The organism is Nocardia sp. NPDC004568 (assembly GCF_040609955.1).
GTDB lineage: Bacteria > Actinomycetota > Actinomycetes > Mycobacteriales > Mycobacteriaceae > Nocardia.
The window spans coordinates 1-24738 of sequence record NZ_JBEXLL010000026.1; the positions used below are offsets into that span (position 1 = coordinate 1).

Annotated in this window: 24 protein-coding genes; 12 read left to right on the forward strand and 12 right to left on the reverse strand. The window is 68.5% G+C overall.

The genetic code is table 11. The features are described 5' to 3' along the window. The first annotated feature begins 462 nt into the window (after positions 1–462). From ABZV91_RS14420 to ABZV91_RS14430, 3 genes are read left to right on the forward strand one after another with little or no spacing between them, the layout of a single operon-like run. The gene (locus tag ABZV91_RS14420) at positions 463–1497 is read left to right on the forward strand and encodes an NAD(P)-dependent alcohol dehydrogenase (protein WP_355240625.1); all 1035 of its coding nucleotides are present in this window, start codon (positions 463–465) and stop codon (positions 1495–1497) included. Between the two features lie 47 nt (positions 1498–1544). Then, complete coding sequence (locus tag ABZV91_RS14425) at positions 1545–1712, forward strand: hypothetical protein (protein ID WP_355240628.1); 168 nt, start codon at positions 1545–1547, stop codon at positions 1710–1712. Then, positions 1709–3115: a glucose-6-phosphate dehydrogenase gene (locus ABZV91_RS14430; protein ID WP_355240631.1), complete on the forward strand. Its 1407-nt coding sequence runs from the start codon at positions 1709–1711 to the stop codon at positions 3113–3115. The genes ABZV91_RS14425 and ABZV91_RS14430 overlap by 4 nt, the downstream gene beginning before the upstream one ends. Before the next feature lie 261 nt (positions 3116–3376). On the opposite strand, the gene ABZV91_RS14435 is transcribed toward ABZV91_RS14430, so the two are convergent. After that, positions 3377–3955: a TetR/AcrR family transcriptional regulator gene (locus ABZV91_RS14435; RefSeq protein WP_355240634.1), complete on the reverse strand. Its 579-nt coding sequence runs from the start codon at positions 3953–3955 to the stop codon at positions 3377–3379. Positions 3956–4056: 101 nt separating this feature from the next. Here ABZV91_RS14435 and ABZV91_RS14440 point away from each other — a divergent pair, with 101 nt between their 5' ends. Beyond that, positions 4057–5196 carry an acyl-CoA dehydrogenase family protein gene (locus tag ABZV91_RS14440; RefSeq protein ID WP_355240637.1) on the forward strand — a complete coding sequence of 380 codons (1140 nt, stop codon included), beginning with the start codon at positions 4057–4059 and terminating at the stop codon, positions 5194–5196. Positions 5197–5238: 42 nt separating this feature from the next. Here ABZV91_RS14440 and ABZV91_RS14445 read toward each other — a convergent pair whose 3' ends face one another. Next, the gene (locus tag ABZV91_RS14445; RefSeq protein ID WP_355240640.1) at positions 5239–7215 is read right to left on the reverse strand and encodes a neutral/alkaline ceramidase; all 1977 of its coding nucleotides are present in this window, start codon (positions 7213–7215) and stop codon (positions 5239–5241) included. A gap of 171 nt (positions 7216–7386) precedes the next feature. Here ABZV91_RS14445 and ABZV91_RS14450 point away from each other — a divergent pair, with 171 nt between their 5' ends. Continuing rightward, positions 7387–7731, forward strand: coding sequence for a zinc-binding dehydrogenase (locus ABZV91_RS14450; RefSeq protein WP_355240797.1), 345 nt, complete (start codon positions 7387–7389; stop codon positions 7729–7731). Between the two features lie 32 nt (positions 7732–7763). Here the strand turns inward: ABZV91_RS14450 and ABZV91_RS14455 are convergent, their stop codons facing one another. The 5 genes from ABZV91_RS14455 to ABZV91_RS14475 all read right to left on the reverse strand — a co-directional run bounded on the left by ABZV91_RS14455 (position 7764) and on the right by ABZV91_RS14475 (position 12986). Continuing rightward, positions 7764–8756 carry a serine/threonine protein phosphatase gene (locus ABZV91_RS14455; protein WP_355240643.1) on the reverse strand — a complete coding sequence of 331 codons (993 nt, stop codon included), beginning with the start codon at positions 8754–8756 and terminating at the stop codon, positions 7764–7766. A gap of 107 nt (positions 8757–8863) precedes the next feature. After that, complete coding sequence (locus tag ABZV91_RS14460) at positions 8864–9904, reverse strand: phosphotransferase family protein (RefSeq protein WP_355240646.1); 1041 nt, start codon at positions 9902–9904, stop codon at positions 8864–8866. Between the two features lie 117 nt (positions 9905–10021). Continuing rightward, positions 10022–10762, reverse strand: a complete 741-nt coding sequence (locus ABZV91_RS14465) for an SDR family oxidoreductase (protein ID WP_355240649.1) — start codon at positions 10760–10762, stop codon at positions 10022–10024. Continuing rightward, positions 10759–11781 carry a phosphotransferase family protein gene (locus tag ABZV91_RS14470; RefSeq protein WP_355240652.1) on the reverse strand — a complete coding sequence of 341 codons (1023 nt, stop codon included), beginning with the start codon at positions 11779–11781 and terminating at the stop codon, positions 10759–10761. The genes ABZV91_RS14465 and ABZV91_RS14470 overlap by 4 nt, the downstream gene beginning before the upstream one ends. After that, on the reverse strand, positions 11778–12986 hold the full coding sequence (locus ABZV91_RS14475; RefSeq protein ID WP_355240655.1) for an acyl-CoA dehydrogenase family protein: 1209 nt from the start codon (positions 12984–12986) through the stop codon (positions 11778–11780). The genes ABZV91_RS14470 and ABZV91_RS14475 overlap by 4 nt, the downstream gene beginning before the upstream one ends. 131 nt (positions 12987–13117) lie before the next feature. Here ABZV91_RS14475 and ABZV91_RS14480 point away from each other — a divergent pair, with 131 nt between their 5' ends. The 3 genes from ABZV91_RS14480 to ABZV91_RS14490 all read left to right on the forward strand — a co-directional run bounded on the left by ABZV91_RS14480 (position 13118) and on the right by ABZV91_RS14490 (position 15360). Further along, complete coding sequence (locus ABZV91_RS14480; protein WP_355240658.1) at positions 13118–14029, forward strand: TetR family transcriptional regulator; 912 nt, start codon at positions 13118–13120, stop codon at positions 14027–14029. A 195-nt stretch (positions 14030–14224) separates the two neighbouring features. Beyond that, complete coding sequence (locus tag ABZV91_RS14485; RefSeq protein WP_355240661.1) at positions 14225–14611, forward strand: hypothetical protein; 387 nt, start codon at positions 14225–14227, stop codon at positions 14609–14611. A 251-nt stretch (positions 14612–14862) separates the two neighbouring features. After that, positions 14863–15360 (forward strand): ankyrin repeat domain-containing protein, encoded by a 498-nt coding sequence (locus tag ABZV91_RS14490; protein ID WP_355240664.1) that lies wholly within the window; start codon positions 14863–14865, stop codon positions 15358–15360. Between the two features lie 105 nt (positions 15361–15465). Here the strand turns inward: ABZV91_RS14490 and ABZV91_RS14495 are convergent, their stop codons facing one another. The 3 genes from ABZV91_RS14495 to ABZV91_RS14505 form a co-directional block, all read right to left on the reverse strand. Next, complete coding sequence (locus tag ABZV91_RS14495; protein WP_355240667.1) at positions 15466–15759, reverse strand: DUF427 domain-containing protein; 294 nt, start codon at positions 15757–15759, stop codon at positions 15466–15468. Between the two features lie 90 nt (positions 15760–15849). Next, the gene (locus ABZV91_RS14500) at positions 15850–16764 is read right to left on the reverse strand and encodes an RNA polymerase sigma-70 factor (protein ID WP_355240670.1); all 915 of its coding nucleotides are present in this window, start codon (positions 16762–16764) and stop codon (positions 15850–15852) included. Positions 16765–16893: 129 nt separating this feature from the next. Next, positions 16894–18075: an FAD-dependent oxidoreductase gene (locus ABZV91_RS14505; protein WP_355240673.1), complete on the reverse strand. Its 1182-nt coding sequence runs from the start codon at positions 18073–18075 to the stop codon at positions 16894–16896. 280 nt (positions 18076–18355) lie between these two features. On the opposite strand from ABZV91_RS14505, the gene ABZV91_RS14510 reads away from it, so the two are divergent. The 4 genes from ABZV91_RS14510 to ABZV91_RS14525 all read left to right on the forward strand — a co-directional run bounded on the left by ABZV91_RS14510 (position 18356) and on the right by ABZV91_RS14525 (position 21374). Then, on the forward strand, positions 18356–18820 hold the full coding sequence (locus tag ABZV91_RS14510) for a hypothetical protein (protein WP_355240676.1): 465 nt from the start codon (positions 18356–18358) through the stop codon (positions 18818–18820). Continuing rightward, positions 18817–19134 carry a transcriptional regulator gene (locus ABZV91_RS14515; RefSeq protein WP_355240678.1) on the forward strand — a complete coding sequence of 106 codons (318 nt, stop codon included), beginning with the start codon at positions 18817–18819 and terminating at the stop codon, positions 19132–19134. Before ABZV91_RS14510 ends, ABZV91_RS14515 begins: the two co-directional genes overlap by 4 nt. Positions 19135–19195: 61 nt before the next feature. Beyond that, complete coding sequence (locus ABZV91_RS14520; protein ID WP_355240680.1) at positions 19196–19354, forward strand: hypothetical protein; 159 nt, start codon at positions 19196–19198, stop codon at positions 19352–19354. 715 nt (positions 19355–20069) lie between these two features. Next, the gene (locus ABZV91_RS14525; protein WP_355240683.1) at positions 20070–21374 is read left to right on the forward strand and encodes a helix-turn-helix domain-containing protein; all 1305 of its coding nucleotides are present in this window, start codon (positions 20070–20072) and stop codon (positions 21372–21374) included. A 337-nt stretch (positions 21375–21711) separates the two neighbouring features. Here the strand turns inward: ABZV91_RS14525 and ABZV91_RS14530 are convergent, their stop codons facing one another. Then, entirely contained in the window at positions 21712–23958 is a 2247-nt protein-coding gene (locus ABZV91_RS14530; RefSeq protein ID WP_355240686.1) for an IPT/TIG domain-containing protein, read from the reverse strand. Positions 23959–24281: 323 nt separating this feature from the next. Then, positions 24282–24536 carry an IPT/TIG domain-containing protein gene (locus tag ABZV91_RS14535; protein WP_355240689.1) on the reverse strand — a complete coding sequence of 85 codons (255 nt, stop codon included), beginning with the start codon at positions 24534–24536 and terminating at the stop codon, positions 24282–24284. Positions 24537–24738: the final 202 nt, after the last annotated feature.

A 24738-nucleotide genomic window follows, 5' to 3' on the forward strand; every position in this document is an offset into this window, starting at 1 on the left:
GCCGACCTCGGTCGGCCGTGCGGTCGTCGAAGCGTCGAAGCGTCGAAGCGTCGAACGAAGCCCGCGGTGTGGCGGACGAGACGCCGCGGCTGTTCGAAGGCCGACGAAACGACGGGATGCCCGCCCTCCCCGTCGGGACAGGGGCGGCACACCGGTCAGGGGGAATCTCCGACCCCGCCGACGGTCACGTGCACCCGCTGAACCAGGTCATACACTGCCCGCCATGACCGGTAGTGAGACCCCCGGCGTCGGTCCCGCCCTCGACCGCGAAACACGGCCGGCAACCATTCGCGTGGCGGCGAGGGCGCTGTGCGGCCCCGACTCCATTCACCCTGCCCGGCCGCGTCCGGGGACCACGACAGTGGACGGCTCAGCGAAAACATCGCAGTCCCGCTCGGCGGATCGGACCGGTATCCGAACTGCCTCCGAATCCTCGAGAGGTGAGCAATGAAGGCTTTTGTCATGAGAGAGATCGGCTCGGTGGGTTTCACCGAGAAGCCGATACCCGAACCGGGCCCGAACGACGCCGTCGTACGGACCACCACCGCCCTCATCTGCACATCCGACTCACACACCGTCAGGGGCGGAATCGGCCCGAGGACCGATTTGACGCTCGGGCACGAAGCGGTGGGGGTGGTGCACGCGGTCGGAAGCGAGGTCGCGAACCTCCGCCCGGGTGATCGGGTCCTCTCCGGTGCCATCACCCCGGATTGGGGTGATCCCGCCTCGCAGAACGGTTTTCCGTCCCAGTCCGGAGGTCCACTGGGTGGTTTCAAATTCGCCAATTCGAAGGATGGTGTGTTCGCGGAGTACTTCCATGTGAACGAGGCCGACGCGAACCTCGCGAAGATACCGGACGATGTGCCCGACGATCGGGCGGTGTACTGCGCCGATATGCTCTCGACCGGCTTCATGGGCGCGGAGAAGGGCAATATCCCGATCGGCGGAACCGTGGCCGTTCTGGCGCAGGGGCCGGTGGGACTGATGGCGACGGTCGGGGCGCGGTTGTGCGGCGCGGGCCTGGTCATCGGTGTGGAGTCGGTTCCGGCCCGGCAGAAGCTGGCCCGGACGTACGGCGCGGACGAGATCATCGATTTCACGACCGAGGATGTCGAAGCGCGGGTACTCGAACTGACCGGCGGTACGGGCGTCGACACCACGATCGAGGCGCTCGGGACCGACGCCACGTTCCGGACGGCGATCAGGATCACCAGGCCGGGCGGCACCGTCTCCAATGTGGGCTATTTCGGCGAGGGGGATTACGTGCACATTCCCCGGGCCGACTGGGGAGTCGGGATGGCCGATATGACCATCGCGACCGGGCTCTGCCCGGGTGGCCGGTTACGGATGGAGCGGCTCCTGCGGATCGTGGCGGGCCGGCGGGTCGACCCTTCGCGTATGACGACGCACGAGTTCGCGTTCGACGAGATGGAGCGGGCGTTCGAGATCTCGGACAAAAAGATCGACGATGTCATCAAGGTGCTGATCAGGTTCTAGATCGGCCCGTTCCGTCGGCCGCGGTACATCGGCGCAAGCGAGGTGGCATGCTCGATATCGGCGCACCGTTCCGGCTCACCCACCGGCCGGCGGGGTATCTCCGGTTTCCGTTCGCCGGGGCGCGCACGGGCGACTACTTCTCACAGGCATTCGGCCATATCGGGGTGATCGCCGGCGGCGTCAACCTCGCACGTGCGGCGGGAGCGACGGCATGATCTCACGACTGGTGATCTTCGGCGGCACCGGCGACCTGGCGGGCCGCTATCTGCTGCCCGGTCTGGCCGCGCTGCGGGCCGCCGGCCGGCTCGACGACGGCTTCGGCGTCGTCTGCGCGGATCGCAAAGACCGCACCGCGGCGGAATTCACGACCTGGGTCGAAACCCAACTCGACCGGCACGCCGGAGAGGTGCCGGTCGAGGCCTGTCACGCGATCACCGCGGCAGCCCGGTTCCGGCGCGCGGATATCGGCGATCCGGACACGGTGGCGGCGGCTGTCGCCGGGGACGGGCCCGTCGCGGTCTATCTCGCCCTTCCGCCGGGCCTGTTCGCCACCGCGGTGAAAACCCTCGATCAGGTCGGACTGCCCCCGGGCAGCACGATCGTGCTCGAGAAACCGTTCGGGGATGATCTGACGAGCGCGGTCGAGCTCAACCGGCTGCTCGCGGATCTGGTCCCCGAAGAAGCCGTCTTCCGGGTGGATCACTTCCTCGCCATGACGACCGTGCAGAACCTGCTCGGGAGCCGGCTGTCCAATCGCGTCCTCGAACCGATCTGGAACAGCTCGCATATCGCCAGAATAGAGATCATCTGGGAGGAAACCCTCACCCTCGAAGGCCGAGCCGGTTATTACGACCGGGTGGGCGCACTCGAGGACATGGTGCAGAACCACCTCCTGCAACTGCTCTGCCTGGTCGCCATGGAACCGCCGATCACGCTGTCCGAGCGCGATCTGCGCGACCGCAAGGTCGATGTGCTGCGAACCCTCCGGCCGCTGACCGACGCGGAGATTCCAGGCCGCACCCGGCGCGCCCGCTACTCGGCGGGCACGATCGGGGAGCGCCGCGTGCCGTCCTACATCGACGAGGACGGGGTGGACTCGCGGCACCGCACCGAGACCTTCGCCGAAATCGAACTGACACTAGACAATTGGCGCTGGTCGGGAACGGAATTCGTGCTCCGCAGCGGCAAGGCGCTCGCCGCCGACCGCAAGGAGGTCGCCGTTCACTTCCGGCCGGTGCCCCATCTGCCTTTCGGCCGATACGGGACGGCGCAGCCCAACGTACTCCGGTTCGGCCTCGACCCCGAGACCATGACCATGGCGCTGACCGCCCTCGGCGGTGACGCGGAGTCGCTGGTACCACTCACCATGTCCGCGCAGATCCAGCCTCCCGAACTGCCGGCCTACGGGCGGCTCCTCCTGGATGTCCTGAACGGTAACCCCGCACTGTCGCTGCGCGCGGACGAAGCCGAAGAGGCGTGGCGCGTCGTCGACCCGGTCATCTCGGCCTGGTCCCGCGACCTCGTACCCCTCGACGAGTACCCGGCCGGCTCGACCGGGCCGAGCCCGCGGACCTCCGGCCCGGCGCCCCCGCACGGTGCCCCTACGGAAGGACCGTGAGCACTCCGCGGATACGGTTTCGGCGCGTTGTCGTCATCGGCGTCTCGAAGCCGGGGAAGTCCACCACGGCGCGACTGCCGGCCGCCGCGACCACCACATGCCCACCGCACTGCTCGATTCCCGGCAGGCCGCACCCGGAACCGCTGTGCCTCGGCGAGCGGGCACGACCATCTCGCGTCGAGAAAACGCCCCGGACCGTCGCCCGGCCCCGGGAATCGAAGCGGGCGGCCGCGGGCTTCCGGGCAACGAGGTCGATAGATCTCACCGGCTGATCCCTGTGGTGAGGATGGCCGCAAGTTCGCGGTAGGCGCTCGCATCGTCGAGACCGGTCACCGCGCGCACCCCGCCCTGCTGGATCCGCACCATCATCGTGGCCACCAGGTCAGCGGCGAAGGCGGCGTGCACGCCGCGGAAATCGCCGGTGGTGACACCGTCGGTGATCAGCTCCTGCACCCGCCCCGCGGCGATCCGGGTATTGCGCTCGTACACCTCGCGGGCGGGAGCGAAGGCGTCCAGGTCGGCCATGAACCGGTCCGAGGCCCCGGAGAGCGCGTCACCGACCGCGGCGAGGTAGGCGGCGATCCGTTCGCGCGGGCCGGTGGTGGCCGCGACGCCGGCTTCCACCCGCTCGGTGGCCCGTTTGAAGAAATGCACAGTCGCGGCGGTGACCAGCTGCTCTTTACTGCCCGCCAGGGTGTACAGGGTGGATTTGGAGCATTTGAGCCGGGCGGCGATAACGTCCAGAGTGAGATGCGCGAAGCCCTCGGCCAGGAAGAGGCCGACCAACGAGTCGAACAGTTCGGTACGGCGGGCGGTGGCGAAGGACGGGCGTTGCTCCATACCCAGGATGGTACTGAAGGACGCCTTGCAGTACCGCCGACCGGTTCAGTACTGTGAGCCAGAACAAAGTACTGATGCCCGTATCGTCCCGAGGAGAGCCCGTGGCCGTCGAACGACTTCTGCCCACCGAGGAGGCGCGGGATCTCGTCCAGCTCACCCGCGAGATCGCCGACAAGACCCTGGCGCCGATCGTCGACGAGCACGAGAAGGCCCATACCTATCCCGCGGGTGTTTTCACCACGCTCGGCGAGGCCGGGCTCCTGAGCCTGCCGTACCCGGAGGAGTGGGGCGGCGGCGGACAACCCTATGAGGTGTACCTGCAGGTCCTCGAGGAACTCGCGGCACGCTGGGCGGCAGTCGCGGTCGCGGTCAGCGTGCACAGCCTGGCCTGTCATCCGCTGCTGGTCTTCGGCACCGAGGAGCAGAAACGGGAGTGGTTGCCGGACATGCTGGGCGGCGCCACGATCGGCGCCTACAGCCTGTCCGAACCCCAGGCGGGTTCCGACGCGGCCGCGCTCACGTGCAAGGCGACAACCGCCGACGGCGGGTACCGGATCAACGGCACCAAGGCATGGATCACCCACGGCGGAATCGCAGATTTCTACAACCTGTTCGCCCGAACCGGCGAGGGCTCCAAAGGAATCTCCTGCTTCCTGGTGCCGAAGGAAACCGCGGGCCTCGACTTCGGTAAACCCGAGGAGAAAATGGGCCTGCACGCCGTGCCGACCACCTCCGCGCACTACGACAACGCCTTCGTTCCCGCGGAACGCCGGATCGGCGCCGAAGGACAGGGCCTGCAGATCGCCTTCAGCGCATTGGATTCCGGCCGGCTCGGGATCGCCGCGGTCGCGGTCGGGCTGGCGCAGGCGGCCCTCGACGAGGCAGTCGCCTATGCGAAGGAACGCACCGCGTTCGGCCGCCGGATCATCGACCATCAGGGCCTCGGCTTCCTTCTCGCCGATATGGCCGCCGCCGTCGATTCGGCCCGCGCCACCTATCTCGACGCCGCCCGCCGGCGCGACGCCGGACTCCCCTACTCGCGTCAGGCCTCGGTGGCCAAACTGGTCGCCACCGACGCCGCGATGAAGGTGACCACCGACGCGGTCCAGGTACTCGGCGGCTACGGCTATACCGTGGATTTCCGGGTCGAGCGGCTCATGCGCGAAGCGAAGATCACCCAGATCTTCGAAGGCACCAACCAGATCCAGCGCTTGGTTGTCGCCCGGCATCTCGCCGGCTAGGCCCTCCGGGCGGGGAGATGCCGGGCGATATCGAGGAGGCGATCATTCGTCCTGGTCTTCGGCGTGGATCCGGAATTCGGGCGAGGTGCCGCTGATCGGGACGCGTTCGCTGCCGGATTTCACGGCGTCGCCGAAGTACCGGATCCGGTAGCTGCCGGGTGTCGCGTCGGCCGGACTGTGCCAGGCGATGGTGACTCGCGAGCTCGAGGCGGGACCACGCGACCAGCTGAAGGTGGTGGACCAGTCGCCGTCGTCGGCGATCGTTCGCCAGCGCTCCCCGTCGCGCCGCTGCACCATGAGGTAGGTGCTGCCACGATGGAGATCGTGGCCGGGATGCGCGCCGGCGAATTCGACGGTCACCCGCTCCCCCGCGCGATATGCCGGCGCGAGCTCGCCGAGTACATCACCGAAGTCGTGTCCTACCGGCGGAAAGTCCACCGGCGGTTCGGATTTCGCCGGTTTCTGCGACTCCGACAGATCGGGCGCCGCGGTCCCGGAGGATACCGCGCTACCGTCGCGCATCGCGATCGCGAGTTGTGCCACGATCTGCTGCAGGGCCGGCAACTCCCATCGACCGAACAGGGTACTCGCGCCCTCGTAGTGCTGCGCGTCGTACTCCTCCGGGGTGGTGACGTAATGGATATAGGCATTGCTGTATCCGGCGACCAGGACGTTGGCCGGTTCGGCGCCCAGGACGGCCGCCACCGTGCGCCGCAACCGCAGGCCGGCGGTGATCGTCACCTCGCCCGGGATACCGATCAGATACAGCTCGCCGATCTGGACGAGTTGGATCGGGACGATCTCCTGCACATACGGCCCCAAGCGATTGAGCAGCCCGCCCGGTGCGACGATCGCCTTGGGCGCCTGCGCGTCCCGCAGCGCGGGCGCGAACCGGTACGCCCACCGCGACAGCAGGTCCCAGCCCGGATTGCGGCCCTCGTGAAAGGTCTTCCAGTGGGTGGGCCCGTCGTATCCCGCGCCGGCGAAGGCAGCCGCACCCCCGGCGGGTCGTCCGGTGCGGTGCTCGCGGTCGTCTCCGGTGAACTCCGGGGACACGGTCACCGCGGACAGATCGACGTGGACCAGGCGGTGATCGATGCTGCCGGCCATGCGCGGCATGTACCCCGCGGCGAGTTTCGCCGCCGCCTCGTACTGGCGCAGGCCGAGGATCCGCGTGTTCTCGAACTCGTCACCGGTGGGGCCGTCACCGGGCCCACCGTTCAGGTTGGGCGACATATCACCGCTGTTGGTCTGCGCGAAGGCCGCGACGAAGTCGGGATCGGGATCGGCCAGATAGTTCACGCCTTCGACCACATGTTCCCAGTGATAGGCGGCGTATCCCTTGTTGTCACCGCTGATCAGCGTGTTCCGGTTCGTCATCGACGTACCGTGGGTGGCGAACCAGTTGACGGCACCGACCGGTTCGCCCTCGCGATCGATACGCAACAGGGTGGTCTGTGGATCGACGGCGTCGGGGAAGAACTCCCGGTCCTCCGGCGGGTTCCGGTCGAACGCCGCACGCGAGCGATTGACACTGGCATCGCGCAGTTCACCGTGTATCAGGCGCAGCGTGGCCGGGGCGAGATCCTCGTGCGCCCGCTCGATCGCCTCCATGATGCCGTCGACGATCGCCGCGAAGGTCTTGGGCCGGAACCCGCTCGAGCCGTTGTACAGCCGGTGGTGCGAATAGCCGCCGGGACCGCAGTGGGTATGGGTCGCGGTGAGCATCACATTGGACTCGGTGTAGGTGTCGCCGAAACGGTCGGCCAGGCGGCGCAGCACCTCCTGGGTGATGCTGGAGAAGATCAGCGGGAGATCGTTCACGACCAGCAGTACCCGCCGATCGACGAGCGGGTCGGCGAAGAGGAAAGCGCGAGCACGCAAACGCAGGTGTATCCCGGCGGTCTGCTGATCGGCCTTGCCGTAGCCGAGCATGCCGACCTCGGCCGGTTCCCCGGTGATGTCGGCAATCCCGCGCCCGACCAGATGGCGGTCGGTCGCATAGTTCGTTCCCGGCATCGACCTCTTCTTCCGTCCTGTGGGAACGGCCCGCGGCGCGGACCGGATTCGTTACGCCGACAAACTAGCAAGAAAAATGTCGGGATTGCTCTGCGCGACCGATTGTTTCGTCGCTTCCGCACGTCATGAGCGGGTGGCCCTCGATCTCCGGTGGGGTGCGCGAGCGTGGTGATGCTGCGCGAGGACCTCACGCAGGTGCTGCGGCTGGTCGCGCAGGGAGTATTCGTTCCGCAGATCGCCGCGGAATTCCCGCTGTCCGAGGCGAGTGCGGCACTGGCGCTCGCGCATTCCCGCACCGTCGCGGGGAAGGTCGTCCTCTGCCCGACGCGGACCCCGCACAAGAGCCGGGTACACCGGCATCGTCGTCCCCACTCACGCCACCGCGGCATGCACACCACGCCCAGGCGAAAGACCGGGACCGCGACCATGAGCATCCCGATCTCCACCGCGCCCGGCGCCATCCGGCCGGGTGACACCGACAACCGCGGCCGGTATGCGCCACCGCCGCCGCCCTGAGCGCTCGGCGTGCCGCGCCCGCAGAAGACGTATTACGGCGCTGGGTATTTCGCGTGAATGTCGCCGCCGAACAGTTTCCGGTAGAAGGCGTTCATCTGCGCGGCGGCGGGCGCGTGCCGGGACAGGATCGCCGCCACGACCGGCGATACATCGTCCGGCAGGTGGCCGGCGGCACATCGGCGGACGTACTCGTTGCGGGCGTCGGGAGCCTCGCCGGGCGGCACCGGTATTCCGCAGACATCGGTCACCAGCCAGTTGACCAGCCGCATGGCGGCATAGCGGGCGTCATGCGTGGCATGGCGCGCGGCGAACTCGCGTTCGGCCGGCGACAGGTCGAACAGCGGTGAGGTGGCGAGTCCGAAATCGGTGAGATGGATACGCTGACCGTCGGTGCGCAGGTTGCCGAAATGCCCGTCCATGTGCAGCAGCCGCCGATCACCCAGCGACCGCACGATCTCCGAGAGCTGCCGCTCCACCGTGGCGGCCTTACCCGACGGGTCCCGGCGCAGCCAGTCCGATAACGCGAGGGGGATGTATTCACAGAACAATACGAGGCTGGATGCCGCGCCGGCCAGTGCTTCGAGACGGGCCCGCACGGCCGGACAGCCGCCGTAAGCGGCGACCACCTCGTCGATGTCGGCGTGTTCGGCGGCGATCGGCGACCGGCCGGGCAGAACCCGCCAGTGGTAGAGCATCGGGAACGTCGCCGCCTCGCCATCGGTGACCGCGATATTCGCGGCCAGCTCGCGCCATGCGTTGACACTCGGCCCGCCGATGCCGTACTGGCAGAACACCGGCAGATCGAACAGGTTGGCGGTGGAGCCCCGGTGCGCGAGTTCCCGATCGGTCACCGGGATCCGTTTGGCGAACACCGGCACGCCGGAGACGTCGAGTACCAGCGAGCCGCCGCCCACGCCCACGGTCTCGGGCCGGCCCGTGCCCATGAGCGCGACCAGCTCGGTATCGCTGTGCGAAGCGAGGAGAGCCGAAAGCCTGCGGCGGCGCGCGCTCCTGGGAGTCGACATCACACAACTCTGCCAGCGATCGGGTGACCGGTCACTCGCGGTGGACCGTGGCGGGTCCGGCCGTGTTCGACTCGTGGCGGAGCCGGCCGTGCCGAGCCGCGAGTCGGTCAGCCGAGAAGTAACGCTCGCGCGGATTCGGCGAGGCCGGCGGGGCGCTCGGCGAGCTCCCGCACATCGATATCCTGTTCGCCCATCACGCCGGCGCGGAAACGGGCCGCGACTCCCTCCGCGATGGCCGCCAGCCGCCACAGCGCGAATGCCTGGTAGTAGGGCAGGTCGTCGAGAGCCCGCCCGGTGGCGTCGGCGTAGCGGGAGAGCACCGCGTCGAGATCGAGGTAGCCCTCGGCCGGGTCGGGGGCCCAGCCGAACGGTTCGGCCGATGCCCAGGCGGCGGCCAGCCAGCCGATATCGGCCATGACATCGCCGACTGTCCACAGTTCCCAGTCCAGTACGGCCCGGACGGTCCCGTCGGCACCGATCAGCAGGTTACCCGGACGGAAGTCGCCGTGAGCGATCCCGGTCCAGCGCTCCTCCGGTATCCGCCGGGCGAGTAGGTCGTGGACCTCCCAGAGGGGTCCGGGTCCGACGCCGCCGGCCGTGAGTTGGCGGTGCCAGCGGCGCAGCTGGCGTTCCAGGTAGCCACCGGGTCTGCGCGACTCGGCCAACGGCCCGGTGGTGGTGTCCACGGCGTGGATCGCCGCGAGCGTATCGACGACGGCGCGGGAGGCGGCGGCTCGGCTCTCCCGCGGGATTCCGGCGGCGGCCGCGGCATCGTCGGGAACGATACCGTCCACGTGCTCCATGACATAGAAGTCGGCGCCGGTCACGGCGTGGTCGGTGCAGCAGCCCAGCACCGGGGGGACGGGGACCGGACTGTCGGCGAGCAGGTCGAGGATCCGGGATTCACGGACGACGTCGTGCGCGGACGCAAGAACATGCCCGGTGGGTGGCCGGCGCAGCACCCAGCGGGCGCCGGCCCCGTCGTGGACCCGGTAGGTGAGATTGGACCGGCCACCGGTGATCAGATCGAACCGCAGGGGCGGCACGGCCCCGGGAATGTGCTCGGCGAACCAGGAGGTGACCCGCTCGCTGTCGATACCCGCGGCGACGCCCGGGACCGCCGGTAGCTCACTGTCGTCGTCGGTCATCGTTTCGCCATCTCCTCGAGCTCTGCCACCGGCGCCGTCCGTGGGACGCCCGGCATCCGCCCAGTCTGCTACAAATGAGACGTTTGACGCCAGTGCCCCATATCGAGGACCCCGGTGCTACGCGCGATAGCCGTCGGTACCGGCCCGGGACATCACGATATTGGGGACGACGGCCCGTGACGACAGCCGCAGCAGCGAGTCGACCATCTCCACCACGTCGTCCACCGCGAGCATCCGCTCGGGCGGGATCCGATCGTGGATCCACGCGCTCATCTCGGTGTCGACGTAGCCGGGCGCGATCGTGGTCCCGGTGACGCCGTGGCCCGATTCCTCGGCATCGAGTGTCGCTATCAGTGAGATGAGCGCCGCTTTCGCCGCACCGTACACCGCCAATCCGGCCTCGGCGTACACACCGCTGATCGACGAGAGCGCGATCACCTTCGCTCCGCGCGCGGGCTCGATGGCCGCACCCGCGCGCAACATCGGCAGCGCCCCCTGGATGAGTTGTACAGGCGCGCGCAGATTCACCGCGAGGGTCTTGTCGAATCGGCGCATCGACGAATCGGCGAGCGCGCCGGCGGTGCCGACTCCGGCATTGAGGATGAGCGCGGACATCGTCGCGAAACGATCGGCGTGGCACGCGAGAACCCGCTCCACACCCTGCGGATCGGACATATCCGCGGCGACCGGGACAGCGTCGGCGGCGCCGGCCGCGCGCAGGCCGGCGGCGACGGCATCGAGCCGGTCGGCGTCGCGCGCGGTGACCGTCAAGGCATACCCCTCCCGGGCGAGCCGCTGCGCGATTCCCAGGCCGATACCCCGGCTGGCGCCACTGATGAGGGCGGACTTCTCGCTCAATTCCGGCCTTCCTTCAATGCGCGCAAACCGGCCGCCATGAATTCCGGAGTCGCCTCGGCCGCTCCCTCGGCGGCGGAACCGGCGTCGGAACCCGCGCGTGCCCGGTGCGCGATACCCTCACCGATCACACCGAGTTTGAAATTCGCCAGGGCGAGATAGAACCCCCAGTCCCCGAGGTCACGACCCGACACGGTGGCATACGAGTGCGCGAGCGCGTCGGGTGTGGGCATCCGGTCGCTCGTCCACGCTGCCCGGGTGCCCAGGATCAGGTCGAAAACCGGCGTACGGTACACACACATGAGTGCGGCATCGGTGAGGGGATCACCGAGGGTCGACAGTTCCCAGTCGACGACGGCTCGTACCCGCCCGGGATCGGCCGCGTCGAGGATCGTGTTGTCGATCCGGAAGTCGCCGTGCACGATCGCCGCCGCCGACTCCCGCGGCACCGCATCCGACAACGCCGCGTGCAGTGTGGCGACATCGGCGACCTCGCGGGTCTTCACCCGCTCCCATTGGGACGCCCACAGATTCACCTGGCGGGTGAGAAACCCTTCCGGACGACCGAACCTCTCCAGGCCCACCCCCGCGGGGTCCACCGCGTGCAATGCGGCGAGTACTCGCACCAACTCGGCGGCCGCGGCGTCCACCTGCTCGTCGCCGAGGACGGCGAGGTCGTCCTGGTCGCGGATGACGGCGCCGTCGACGAATTCCACGACGGTCATGGGAGCGCCGAGAACCGTTCCCGCCGCGTCGAACGCGACCGTTCCCGCCACGGGTACCGCGGAATGCTGCAGCGCGTCGGTCACGGTGAACTCACGCGCCATATCGTGCGCGGAGGGGGTGAGCCCCGAAACCGGCGGGCGCCGCACCACCCACCGCGAAACCTCATCGGACGCGGTGAAGGTCAGATTCGACCGACCGCCGCTGATCAGCTCCACCCGCAACTCACCGCGCACCTCGACGCCCTGCTCGCGCAGGAACCGTTCCAGCGCCGCGACGTCCATACCCGGTAGGTTCATTCGCTCTCCCGCAGTGCGCGTCCGGCGGCACCGACCGCTCGTTTGGCGATGGCCCACCGATGGACCTCCGAAGGCCCGTCGTAGATCCGGAACGGGCGCACCTCGCGCGAGAGTCGCGCCAGCGGAAGATCAGCGGATACGCCCAGGCCGCCGCACATCTGCATACTGCGGTCGACGATGCGGAAGATCGCCTCCGCGGCGAAGGTCTTCGCGATCGAGGTGGCGTTCGCGGCCGGTTCACCCCGGTCGAGTTCCCAGCAGGCACGGGTCAGCAGGGCGCGGGACGCGGCGATATCGATCTCGTTGTCGGCGATCATCTTCTGGATCATCCCGAGATCGCCCAGCCGCGAGCCGAAACCCTGCCGTCGCGCCACATGAGCCACGGCCACATCGTGTCCGCGCCGGGCCGCGCCGAGCCACCGCATCACATGGGTCATCCGGGCGGGACCGAGACGCACCTGCGCGTATTCGAAGCCGCGATCCACCTCCCCCAGCACCGCCGACTCCGGGACCAGCAGTTCTTCGAAGAAGACTTCGCAGTGGCCGCCGACCATCGAACGATCCAGGGTGTCGAGGTGGCGCCCCACCCGGATTCCCGGGGTGTCCGCCGGTGCCAGGAACATCGTCGCCCCGCCACGCTGACCGGGCTCTCCGGAGGTGCGCGCCATGATGATGAAGAAGCCCGCGCCGTCGGCGCCGGTGATGAAGTATTTGGTGCCGTCGATCCGCCATCCGCCCTCGGCCCGTACCGCGCGGGTGGTGAGTGCGGAGGGGTCCGACCCCGCGCCGGGCGCGGGCTCGGTCATCGCGAACGCCGAGCGGACCTCGCCGTGCGCGAGCGGCGCGAGGTATTGCGCTTTCTGCTCCGGGTTCGCGATATGGGCGAGCATGTGCACATTGCCCTCGTCGGGCGCGGCGATGTTCAGGGCCGTCGGCCCGAACAGGGAGTATCCCGCTTCCTCGAAGACGGGCGCCCGGTCGCACATGCCCAGGCCGTGGCCGCCGTATTCGATCGGCGCGTGTGGTGCGAACACACCCGCGTCGCGGGCCGCCTGCTGCAGTTCCGCGCGGAACCGGTCACCGCCGGCCGCGGTGATGTCCCCGTCGTGCGCGTCCTCGAGCGGTAGCACGTGTTCGCGGACGAAGCTACGGGTCCGGTCGACCAGAGCTCGCACCTCGGGCGGCAGGGACAGATCGATCGCCACAGGCCCACTCCTCCATCCAGTATGCCGAACGATCGCTCGGCTTTTCACTCATACGCAGGGTGGCACGCGACGATAATCGCTGTCAATTCACTACGTGACACCCACGAGAGTGTTCAGCTATCCTGAACGCCATGGACAGTTCCGATCATCAGCACGCGGTGGGCGCACGGACCCGGCAAGCCAGGATCGCGGCCGGTCTGTCGCTCCGCGCGGCGGCGCGGCACCTCGGCGTCAGTCCCGCCACGCTCAGTGCCATCGAGAACGGCAGGACCGGCGTCTCCCTCTCGCGGCTACAGGGGCTGGCCGCTCTTCTCGGCACCACAGCGTCCTGGCTCATCGGAGAGCACGCGGCGCCCACACCCGGCGCCCCGCGACCGGAGGTCCGCCGCGACACCGGCCCAGAGCCGGACCGCGATCCGCGCCGCGGCTGGCGCGAATTCCCGCCGCTGGACATCGATCCCGTACTCGCCGCCGCCATCGACTCGTTCGTCGAGACCGGATACCACGGCGCCACCATGCGCTCCATCGCTCGCCGCGCCGGTATGAGCGTGCCCGGCGTCTATCACCACTATCACGACAAACAGCAACTGCTGGTCCGCGCGCTCGACCTCACCATGGAGGAATTGCACTGGCGGGTAGGCGCGGCACGCCGCGAGGCCGGCCCCGGCCGCGCACGCGTCGCGCTTGTCGTCGAAGCGCTCGCCCTCTTCCACACCCACCGCCGTGAGCTCGCCTTCATCGGCGCCAGCGAGATGCGCAGCCTCACCGAGGAGAACCGGCGCCGGATCACCTCCTCCCGCGACGCCCTCCAGTACCTGCTCGACGAGGACATCGATGCCGCCGTGCGCAAGGGGAATCCGGTCACCGGCCGCGATCGAATCGCCGGCCGCGCCATCGCCACGATGTGCACCTCGCTGCCGCAGTGGTTCCGGCCGGACGGCCCCGCGACACCCGAACAGATCGCCGCCCACTACGCCGACTTCGCCCTCGGCCTGCTGGGAATGCACGACAGCGAACCCGGCGGCCACGGCCCGACCGGCTGACCGGATCCGGGACGACGGCACGCGCGTCGCGGTCGAGAAGCGCGGAGCCCGAACGGGGTTCGCGCTCGGGTCGCCGGCCCCGGTTTCCCGAGTGTGGGCCGGTGAACCCGGCGTGCGACGGCTCGGCCGGGCTACCATGGGTCATCCCGGAATGATCGTCGCGGGATTCACTACCACCGAGGTAGAGGCCGGGGAATGAAGAAGAAACTCATCACCGCTGCCGCGGCTTTGTGCGCGGGTGTCCTCGTATCGACCGGATGCTCGAGCGATGCGGACGTGGTGTCGGGAAACCTGTCCGAGAAGTCCGACCGGTTCGAGATCAACCGTCGCGTGGTGTTCTTCAACGGGATCACCGACAAGTACCTGCTGTCCATCGAGGGTATGTGCTCGATCAAGGACGAGAACGACCAGCTCGAGGTGACGTGTAAGACCGGGAACGACGAATACAAGAAGCATTTCCTCGGGCTCTCGGACAATGTGAGCTACTTCGTGGAACAGCTCGAAGCCGCCGATGTGAGCCGTTACCACTACAAGGTGATCTTCAAGCCCGAGGTCATCGTCCCCGACGTCGACCGTCCCTGAGTACGAGCGAGTCGACCGCGACCTACAGGGCGGTGATCGTCACCGCAGACGAACGGTGCGTGGTTCGCGCCCGTACCGCCGAATATCGAGGCAGAGTCGATGGCACTGTACGACCGAGTACCTTCCTCGCTACGGAGGCCCGTGCGCGTGCGGTGCCGCGGCGAGGAACATGTGGTGGGACTGTCGGACGGCGCCGTGGTGGCACCGGCGCACACTGCCGGGGAGGTGGTGATCCGGCGGTGATCGGGTCGGTGAGCGAAGCAGCGCACTCCGGTATCGATGGTGACACCGCCTTGCATACCGCCGCTCGACACCGGCCACTGGAGGTCGTCCGACGCCTCGTCGAGGTAGGCGAGGATCCGGAGCGGAAGAATGCCCTGGGCGAGACACCGCAAACGATCGCGATGACCCACCGGCGTCGCGACATCGTAAGTCTGCTCGTGACGAAAGGCGCCGACGCCGACGCGAACGGCGAGGATGCCACCGTCCTGCACGCGGCGGTGGACCGAGGCGATGCGGACCGCGTCCGAGACCTGCTGAACTCCGGAGCGGATGTCCGGGCCCGTACCCGCACCGGGTGGACTCCCCTGCTGAACGCCGCCGATCGCGGTCGGGTGGCGATCACACAGATGCTGTGCGAGCTGAGGACTCCGCCCGCACCCGGGCGTATGCGGCGCCGACGCCGACTCCTCCGCCCGCGGCACCGGGCCCCGGGCGATGCGCGCGGGAGGACTCCGACGAGCTCGTAGCGTGACGCGCGACCGTTCGCCTCCGGCCGCGACGACGCGCCGGACGTCCGGGACACGCCCGGGCGCGCGGGGACGACGCTGCCCGCGCCCGGGACGGGCGGTGGGTCAATCCTCGAGGATTTCGACCCGGTTCTCGTAGAAGGCGACGTAGTCCTTGATCTCGGCCGCTCCGCTCTTCGGTTCGGGGTAGTACCAGGCGGCGTCGGTCAGCGGCTCACCGTCGCCGGCTGCCACGGTGTAGTAGCCGGCCCGGCCCTTCCACGGACAGAACGTATGTGTGTCGGTGGGCTCGAGGAACTCGGTTCGTACCGAACCCGGCGGGAAGTAGTGATTGCCTTCGACGATGACCGTATCGTCGCTGGACGCGATGACGACGCCGTTCACGACTGCCTTTGTCATCCCTCGATTCTGCCTCGGAGACATCCGTCCCGAAAGGAGAAGCCGGGGCCTCGCCGGACGGCGAACGGGCCGGATCGGCGTCACGCCTACTCACCCGGCGTCGCCGGCCCACGCGCTCAGGCCACCGAGCTTGTCGGGGTTGACCTGGAAGCGGAGGTGGTGGATACGACCGTCGAGCAGGTCGTAGGTCATGGCGCCCACGGGATGGTCACCGAGGACGACCAGGAGCCCGAGCTCGCCGTTGATCGTGGCCGGTTCCAGCCGCGTGCCGGCCGAACCGGGTTTGGCCATCACGCCGAGCAGCCAGCGCGCCACGTGGTCCGGCCCGTACAGCGGCCGGCGAGCCGCGGTGACCTTGCCGCCCCCGTCGTTCCAGAGGGTCACGTCCGGGGCGAGCAGTTCCATCAGTGCGTTGACATCGCCCCCGTGGGCCGCGTCCAGGAACTGCCGGGTGAGCTGCCGGCGCCGACCGGAGTCGCAGTCGTGCCGGGGCCGCCGGGACCGGACGTGGTTGCGGGCGCGGTGGGCGATCTGGCGGACGGTGGCCTCGGGCTTGTCGAGGTATCCGGCGATCTCGGCGTGGGAATGGCCGAAGACCTCATGGAGGACGAAAACCGCACGTTCCACCGGGCTCAGGGTTTCCATCACGACCAGCATCGCGGTCGAGATCGTGTCGGCCATTTCGGACTCCTCGGCGGCGGTCGGTGCGGTGAGCACGGGTTCGGGAAGCCACGGGCCGAGATAGGTTTCGCGAGTGGCGGAAGCGCGGGTGAGGCGATTCAGGGACAGGTTGGTCACCGTGCGTACCAGATAGGCCTTCGGGTGGGTCACCGTGTCGCGGTCGACGGCGTGCCATTTCAGCCAGGCGTCCTGGAGGATGTCCTCGGCGTCCGCGACGCTGCCCAGCATCTGATAGGCGGTGCCGAACAGCAGGCGCCGATGTTCGAGGAAGGGGTCCGGGCCGGCCGGCACCGGCCGGCCCGGTGCGTCCTTGTCGGGTGACATGACCTCACGCTTTCTGGAGCAAACCGGTGGGTGTGGCGAGCCGGGATCCGCCGGCGTATCGGCAGCGCCACGGAGGGGACCTCGGTGGCGGGGGCAGGGCCGGGCCCTCCCTCCACGATCCCATGACGGTCACGCCGTCCTCTTGGTCGCGCGACCACCCTTGGACAGCGTCACCGAGACGTTCACCTTCTTGCTCAGTGCGAACACCGGTACCGGGCTGCTGCTGACGCTCTCCTTGTACAACACGGCCGCGCGCCCTGCCAGGTACCAGCGCCGCGGGCTGTCGTCGGCGTGGGTGAACTGGATGACGGCGTCACGGCGGCCCAGGCTCACCGGCTGATGGAAGTAGCCGAACCGGAAGGGCGTGACCTTCTTGTTCCGCAGCCGCCGGGTGACGACGTCGGCGACATAGGTGGCCGTGGGCAGGCCGCTCTGGCAGGTGCCGTGAATCCGGCCCCATCCCATTTCCACCGCCGCCGCATCGCCGATCGCGTAGACATCGCGGTGCGACACCGAACGCAGCGTGGGATCAGTGCGCACCGAGCCCTGTGCGTCGGTGGCGAGTCCGGATTCGGCCGCCAGGGCGGGCACCCGGACGCCCGCTGTCCACAAGGTGAGATCCGACGGCACCACTTCCCCGTCGGCCAACCGGACTCCGGCGGGCAACACCTTGGTCACCTGCACGCCGACCCTGCGGACGACGCCCAGCCGGTCCAGTGCCCGGTTCAGGTGGGCGCGGGCGCGCGCACCCATCATCGAGCCGGGCTCGGCCGAGGCGACCAGGGTGACGGTGAGCTCCGGGTGACTCTCCGCGATCTCGGTGGCCGCCTCGATACCGGTGAGGCCGCCGCCGACCACGGTGACGGCGCCCCGGGAACGCGCGAGTTCGGTCAGGCGGTGCGAGAAGTGACGGGCGCGGCGCGGATCGTTCAGGGTCCAGGCGTGGTCGGCGGCGCCGGGCACCCGCGAGGTGTCGGTGGCGCTACCGAGCGCGTAGACCAGGGTGTCGTAGGTCAGGACGACGCCGTCGTCGAGGGTCACCCGGTGAGCGGCCGGGTCGATGGCGGTCGCCGCCGCCCGGTGGAAGTCGACTCCCGTCCCGTCGAGCAGGTCGGAGATACGGTGGTCGGCCAGTGACTGCCCGGCGGCGATCTGATGCATGCGCAGCCGTTCGGTGAACCGGTCCGACGGGTTGACCAGCGTGATCCGCACGTTCAGTCGGCGGGTCCGGTAGGCCAGCCGCTCGGTCGCGAGCATTCCGGTGTAGCCGGCGCCCAGGACGACGATGTGGTGTGGTTCGGTGCTGTTCATGGCGTTCTCCAGGGGTCTCGGCTTCGAGGTCGAGAATTGGACAGGACAGCCGCCACGAACGTGACAGCCCCTGGTTGTGATCTGAAACACTCGCCGAATCGGCGGCCTAGCGCTCGCGCATCACGGCGAGTCCCTTCACCCGGGTCAGCGGGAGTTCGCGCACCGGCGCCGTCGACCGCACTCCGCACGGGTCGGCGGCTGGTCTCGATCCACGCAGTTCTCTTGACTTTCCTTCCTGGAAAGTGGAGTCTTACTTTCCAAGCAGGAAAGTGAGGTGGCCATGGACAACGTCGCTCCGGATCAGGCACGCGCCGCACTGGACACGGTCGAGCAAGCGCGTCGCCGAGTGGCCCAGGAGGTGGGGCTGCCGCGCGGATACTGGTGGGCGATGGCCGCCGGTTGGATCACGCTCTGCGTGATCGGAGACCTCGGTCCGCAATGGTTGGTCGTCGCCGCGACGCTGATCTTCGGCGCTGGGCACGCGGTCATCGCCTCGCGGCTGCTCAACGGGCGGCGCCGCACCGAGCAGGTGCGGGTCAGCGCGGCCGTGGCCGGACGCCGCACCCCGTTCGTGGTCGTGGGCATGCTGTTCGCGCTCGTCGCACTCACCCTCGGCGTGGCGATGGTCCTGAACGCGGACGGCGACCACCACCCCGGAATCGGGGCGGGCGTGCTGGTGGCGGCGATCATCGGCTTCGGCGGCCCGGAAATACTTCGGGTCCTGCGGCGGTGGTTCCGCGCGTGACACAGGCCCGCTTCGACGAACTCATCCATCCCAGCACCCGGCTCTCGCTGGTCGCTACGCTCGCCGCCGCCGACTGGGCGGAGTTCGCCTTCCTCAAAAACCGTCTGGGGCTGTCGGATTCGGCTCTGTCCAAGCAGCTCACCACCCTCGAGAACGCCGGCTATGTCACCACCGAACGCCGACCGGACGGCAACCGCCGCAAGGTCCGCGCCCACCTGACAGAGCGTGGTCGCGACGCCTTCACCGGCCATATCGCCGCCTTACAGGAAATCGTCGCCGCCGCGGCACCGGCGGACCCGGCCGCACCGTCCTGATCCGCAACCCGCGGGTTCCATCGCCGATCACTCGAATCGCCCCACCGAACAGGAGCACGACATGGGAATCTTCCGCAAGACCGAACGTGACCCCGACCAGCCGACCGAGCAGCAGACCGAGCAGGCGCCCGCGGCGGAACAGCCCCGGCCGGACCGGAAAGCCGAGCGCCGCAGGCGGCGTCGCCTCCTCGGCGGCGCCTTCACCGGCGGTGGCAGCTGACCCTACGGGCCCCGCTCGGCGGGCATCGGTGGCGAACGCAGCACTCGCGTGCGCGCAGTATGAGTCTTTCCGATGGCTGCCGGGTTCGCGCGGTCACCGCGGTCGGGCCGGAGGGCGACTCGCCGATACCGAACGCACCCACCTGCTCGACCTCGCCCGGGCAGCCGCGTATACCCACCTCGGGCCGCCGATGCCGCCGAGCGACCAAGACCTCGATCGCTCGTCCCGGCCTCCAGTCGGCTTGGACAGCATCGGCGATGCCGGCGGCGCCGGTCGAACACGACGTGTCCGCCCCGCCCGCCCGAACGGGGTGGTCATTCCGTCGGGCGCGCCGCGAGACGCGGCTGCTTCTCCGGTGCCGCGGCGGGCCGGGATTGTGCACTCTGCCCAACGCGGGCCCTTATTGTGGTTCCTCGAGATCTTTCCCGGCCCCGGCCCGCTGGCTAGCCTCATATCACACCGACTACGGAAGCTGATGGGGTTTGTCCGGTACTTTCGAGTATCTCGTGTTGCGCCGCAGCAGGAACACACCGCGTAACCGGTACCATCATCCGCCGCGCACAACACATATCGTTCACGACGCCACCCGACCCGCTGCCACATATGCCGGACGGGCCCGAGCTCCCGGCAGGCGCCCGGCGGCCGGAGCACATACGCTACGGTTTCCCGCGCTTTCGACCTCTTCGTTCAGCTCTCCCGTGAAAGTTCGTGCACGATGACCGCTTCCGCACTCCCCCCGCGGCACCGGCCCGAGCCGGAGTCGGCGCCGGCCCGGGTGTCCGCTCTCGTTTCGGAGATCGGGGCGGGGCTGCGCGCGCGGGAATCGGAGATCGCGGCCGGAATGACCCGGCGGATACTCCACGCGATCGACTACACCCGGGCCGACCCGCAGCTCTCGGAACTGCGGACCGCCAGTATCCAGGCCAATGTGACGACCATGGTCGAGATCTTGGCCAACAATATCCCGGTCGATCATCTGCAACCGCCGATGGCGGCCGTCGAATACGCGCGGCGGATGGCGCAGCGCGATATTCCCGCCAATTTCCTGGTCCGCGCCTACCACATGGGCCAGAACACCATGATGCGAATCTGCTACGACGAGGTCGCACAGCGGAACCTGCCGACGGCGCTGGGACTGGCCGTTCTCCAGCGCCTCACCGAGAGCGTCTACGCCTACACCGACTGGATCATCGAGTACGTCTCGGCGACCTACGAGACCGAACGGATGCGGTGGGTGAACGCCCGCGGCACCGTGCGCTCCTCCACGGTGCACACGCTGTTGTCGACGCGGACACCGGACCCGGCGGCGTTCGAGGCCGAGACCGGTTACCGTCTCGACCGGACACACCTGGCAGTGATCCTGTGGTCGACCGGCATCGACGAGTCCGCCACCATGGCCCTGCTGAACTCCGGCACCCGGACGGTGACACATATTCTGCGGGCCGATGGGCCGCCGTTGGTCGCGGCCATCGATCGGCGGACGGTATGGGCGTGGATCCCGTTCGGCCGGCGGCCCGCCGTCGACGCCGGCGAGTTGTGGTCGGAGGCCGATCTCCCGCGCCACATGCGGCTGGCCGTCGGGCTCCCCGGCCGAGGACTCGACGGATTTCGCCGCTCCCATCAGCAGGCCGCGGCCGCGTACTTCGTCGCCACCTTGCCCGGAACGTCCGACCGCCGGGCGATCGGGTTCGGCGACCCCGGCGTGGCGGTGGTCTCACTGCTCACCGAAGATCTCGACGCTACCCGGGAGTGGGTACGGGAAGTGCTGGGATCACTCGCCGACGACACCGAGCAAGCAGCGACGCTACGGGACACCCTGAGCACCTTCTACGAAACCGGCGAAAGCCATGTGCACACCGCGCAACAGATGACCCTGCACCGGAATACGGTCAAATATCGCATCACCAAGGCCGTCGACGCGACGCGGACCAGCGAGGCCGGTCACGAGAAACTGGATATCGCGCTGGCTCTGCGTATCTGCCGCTTCCTCGGACGAAGTGTGCTGCGGCCGTCGTCCTGAGCGGCATTCGGCGATCACGTAAGTCCCACTCGGGAAGTGGCTCTCCGGCAAGCCCGCGCCCCGCAGCGGCCTGGCCGCGAGCGGGACCGCGGGCACGGTCGCTGATGTCCGGAGGCCCGCGTCGGTCCTACGGAATCTCGGTTCCGGGAGCTTGGCTCGACTGCGCTTCGTCACTCCCGACGCCTTCCGTACAACGCGTGACTTCTGGGGTGAATTTTTCCAGCCGATCGTCGAGCATCTTGGCGGTGGCCGTCCATGAGGACGGCCCACTCCGGACCGTAACGCGGCCGGGCCGTCGGCAGGCATTCGCCCGCCGACGGCCCAGCCGCACCAGCCCTCAGAGGTAGGTATAGGAGACCCCGTTGCTGGTACCGCCCGGGGTGGTGGCGCTGACCAGTATCGCTCCCACCGCACCGGCAGGTGTGACCGCCGTGATCTGGGTATCGGAGTCCACGACGAACGAGGTCGCCGGTGTGCCACCGAAACTCACTGCCGTGGCTCCCGTCAAGGCGGTTCCGGTGAGCACGACCGTGGTTCCGCCCGCTACCGGGCCGGCACTCGGTGCGACGGCGGTCAGAGTGGGCACCGCGACATAGGTGTAGGCGACGCCGTTGCTGGCGCCGACGCCTGTGGTTGCGGTGACCGATACGGTTCCGGCCGCACCCGCGGGGGCGACAGCGGTGATCTGAGTGGCGGAGTCGACCGTGAACGAGGTCGCCGGGGTGGCACCGAAACTCACCGCGGTCGCACCCGTCAAGTTCGTGCCGGTGATGGTGACGGTGGTCCCGCCCGCTACCGGGCCGGTGTTGGGCACCACCGTGGTGAGGGTGGGTACCGCAACGTAGGTGTAGGCGACGCCGTTGCTGGTGCCGCCGGCTGTGGTTGCGGTGACCGATACGATTCCGGCCGCACCCGCGGGGGCGACAGCGGTGATCTGGGTATCGGAGTCCACGACGAACGAAGTCGCCGGGGTGGCACCGAAACTCACCGCCGTCGCACCCGTCAAGTTCGTGCCGGTGAGCACGACCGTGGTCCCGCCGGTCACCGATCCCGCGTTGGGCACCACAGTGGCCAGTGTCGGCACCGCCGCGTAGATGTAGGCGACGCCGTTGCTGGTGCCACCCACGGTGGTGACGGTCACCGACACCGTTCCGGCCGCACCCGCAGGGGCGACAGCGGTGATCTGGGTATCGGAGTCCACGACGAACGAAGTCGCCGGAGTGCCACCGAAACTCACCGCCGTCGCACCCGTCAGATTCGTGCCGGTCAGCACGACCGTGGTCCCGCCGGCCACCGGACCGGCACTCGGTGCGATGGTGGTGAGGGTGGGCACCGCGACATAGGTGTAGGCGACCCCATTGCTCGTTCCGCCCACGGTGGTGACGGTGACCAGTACCGTCCCGGCCGAGTGGGCGGGCGCCACCGCCGTGATCTGCGTAGACGAGTTCACGGTGAACGACGTCGCCGGGGTGCCACCGAAACTCACCGCCGTCGCACCCGTCAGATTCGTGCCGGTCAGCACGACCGTGGTCCCGCCGGCCACCGACCCCGCGTTGGGCGCCATCGAGGTCAGTGTGGGTACCGCGACGTAGGTGTAGGCGACGCCGTTGCTGGTGCCGCCGGTCGTGGTGACGGTGACCGACACCGTCCCGGCCGAGTGGGCGGGCGCCACCGCCGTGATCTGCGTAGACGAGTTCACGGTGAACGACGTCGCCGGGGTGCCACCGAAACTCACCGCCGTCGCACCCGTCAGATTCGTGCCGGTGAGCACGACCGTGGTGCCACCGGCCACCGGACCGGCACTCGGTGCGATGGCGGTCAGGGTGGGCACCGCGACATAGGTGTAGGACACCCCGTTGCTGGTCCCGCCTGCTGTGGTGACAGTGACCGACACCGTGCCGGCCGCACCCGCGGGGGCGACAGCGGTGATTTTCGTGGACGAGTTCACGGTGAACGAGGTCGCCGGGGTGCCACCGAAACTCACCGCCGTCGCACCCGTCAGATTCGTGCCGGTCAGCACGACCGTGGTGCCACCGGTCACCGGACCGGTGTTGGGCACCACGGTGGTCAGTGTCGGCACCGCGACATAGGTGTAGGAGACTCCATTGCTGGTGCCGCCGGCTGTGGTGACCCTGACCAACACCGTCCCGGCCGAGTGAGCGGGCGCCACCGCCGTGATCTGCGTAGACGAGTTCACGGTGAACGACGTCGCCGGAGTGCCACCGAAACTCACCGCCGTCGCACCCGTCAGATTCGTGCCGGTCAGCACGACCGTCGTCCCACCGGCCGCCGACCCCGAAGCCGGACTGACGCCGGTCAAGGTAGGAGCCCCGACATAGGTGTAGGGCAGCGGGTTGCTCGTGCCGTCCAACAGTGCCTGTACGGTGACATTGACTGTGCCGGTTCCAGGCGGGGCGATGGCCGTGATCTGGGTATCGGAGTCGATGGTGAAGGTCGTTGCCGTCGTGCCGAACCGGACAGTCAACGGGCCGACCCCACTGAATCCGGAGCCGGTGATGATGACAGAGTTGAGACCCGCTGCAGGACCGGAAGAGGGTGTCAGCGAGGTGATGACAGGCGCCATTTTCTTTCCTTTATCGGTGATCAGTGAAACAGGTGCTCCCGCAGGAGCACAGGACTGGCCGTTACGGCCACATATCCAGCAGCCCGCCGATGGCGGCACTTCGGCGATGCCTTCCCGGCGGGATCGCCGCCTACGCCGACGAGTACTGGACTGCCGGAGGAACCCGGTGCCGGAACGAGGCGAACGTGGCGGCCGCCGAACGTGACCGGCAGGCACGAGCGCAGCACAAACGCAGTACCGCCGGCCGCGACCAGCAATTGGACTCCCCACCGAGGTGAGGATCTCGATCGGCCGCCACCACGACCGCAACGCGATGGGGACGGTCAGACGTAGGTGTAGGGCAGTGCGTTGCTGGTGCCGTCCAGCTCAATGGTGACGGTGACGTCCACCGTGCCTGTCCCTGTAGGGGAGATGGCGGTGATCTGGGTGTTGGAGTCGATGGTGAAGGTGGTTGCTTTGGTACCGAACCGTACGGTCAAGGGACCGACATTGCTGAACCCGGAGCCGGTGATCACCACAGAAGTGAAAGTTGTCGCGGGGCCGGAAGAAGGTGTCAGGGAGGTGAGAACAGCTGCCATGGTGGGACTCCGAGTCGTATTTGAATGAGAAGTGTTGCTTTGCAGCGGTTTCCTATTTTCTGCGGCGACCGCTACATATCCAGTAAGCCTCCGGTGACGACGCTCGGGCAAAGGATTCACAGTCCGTTTTCGTCCGACTTCGTCCGGTCTTGTCCGGTTTCGATCTGGTGATTCGGCACGAGGGACCGTTAAGGCCCCCGCA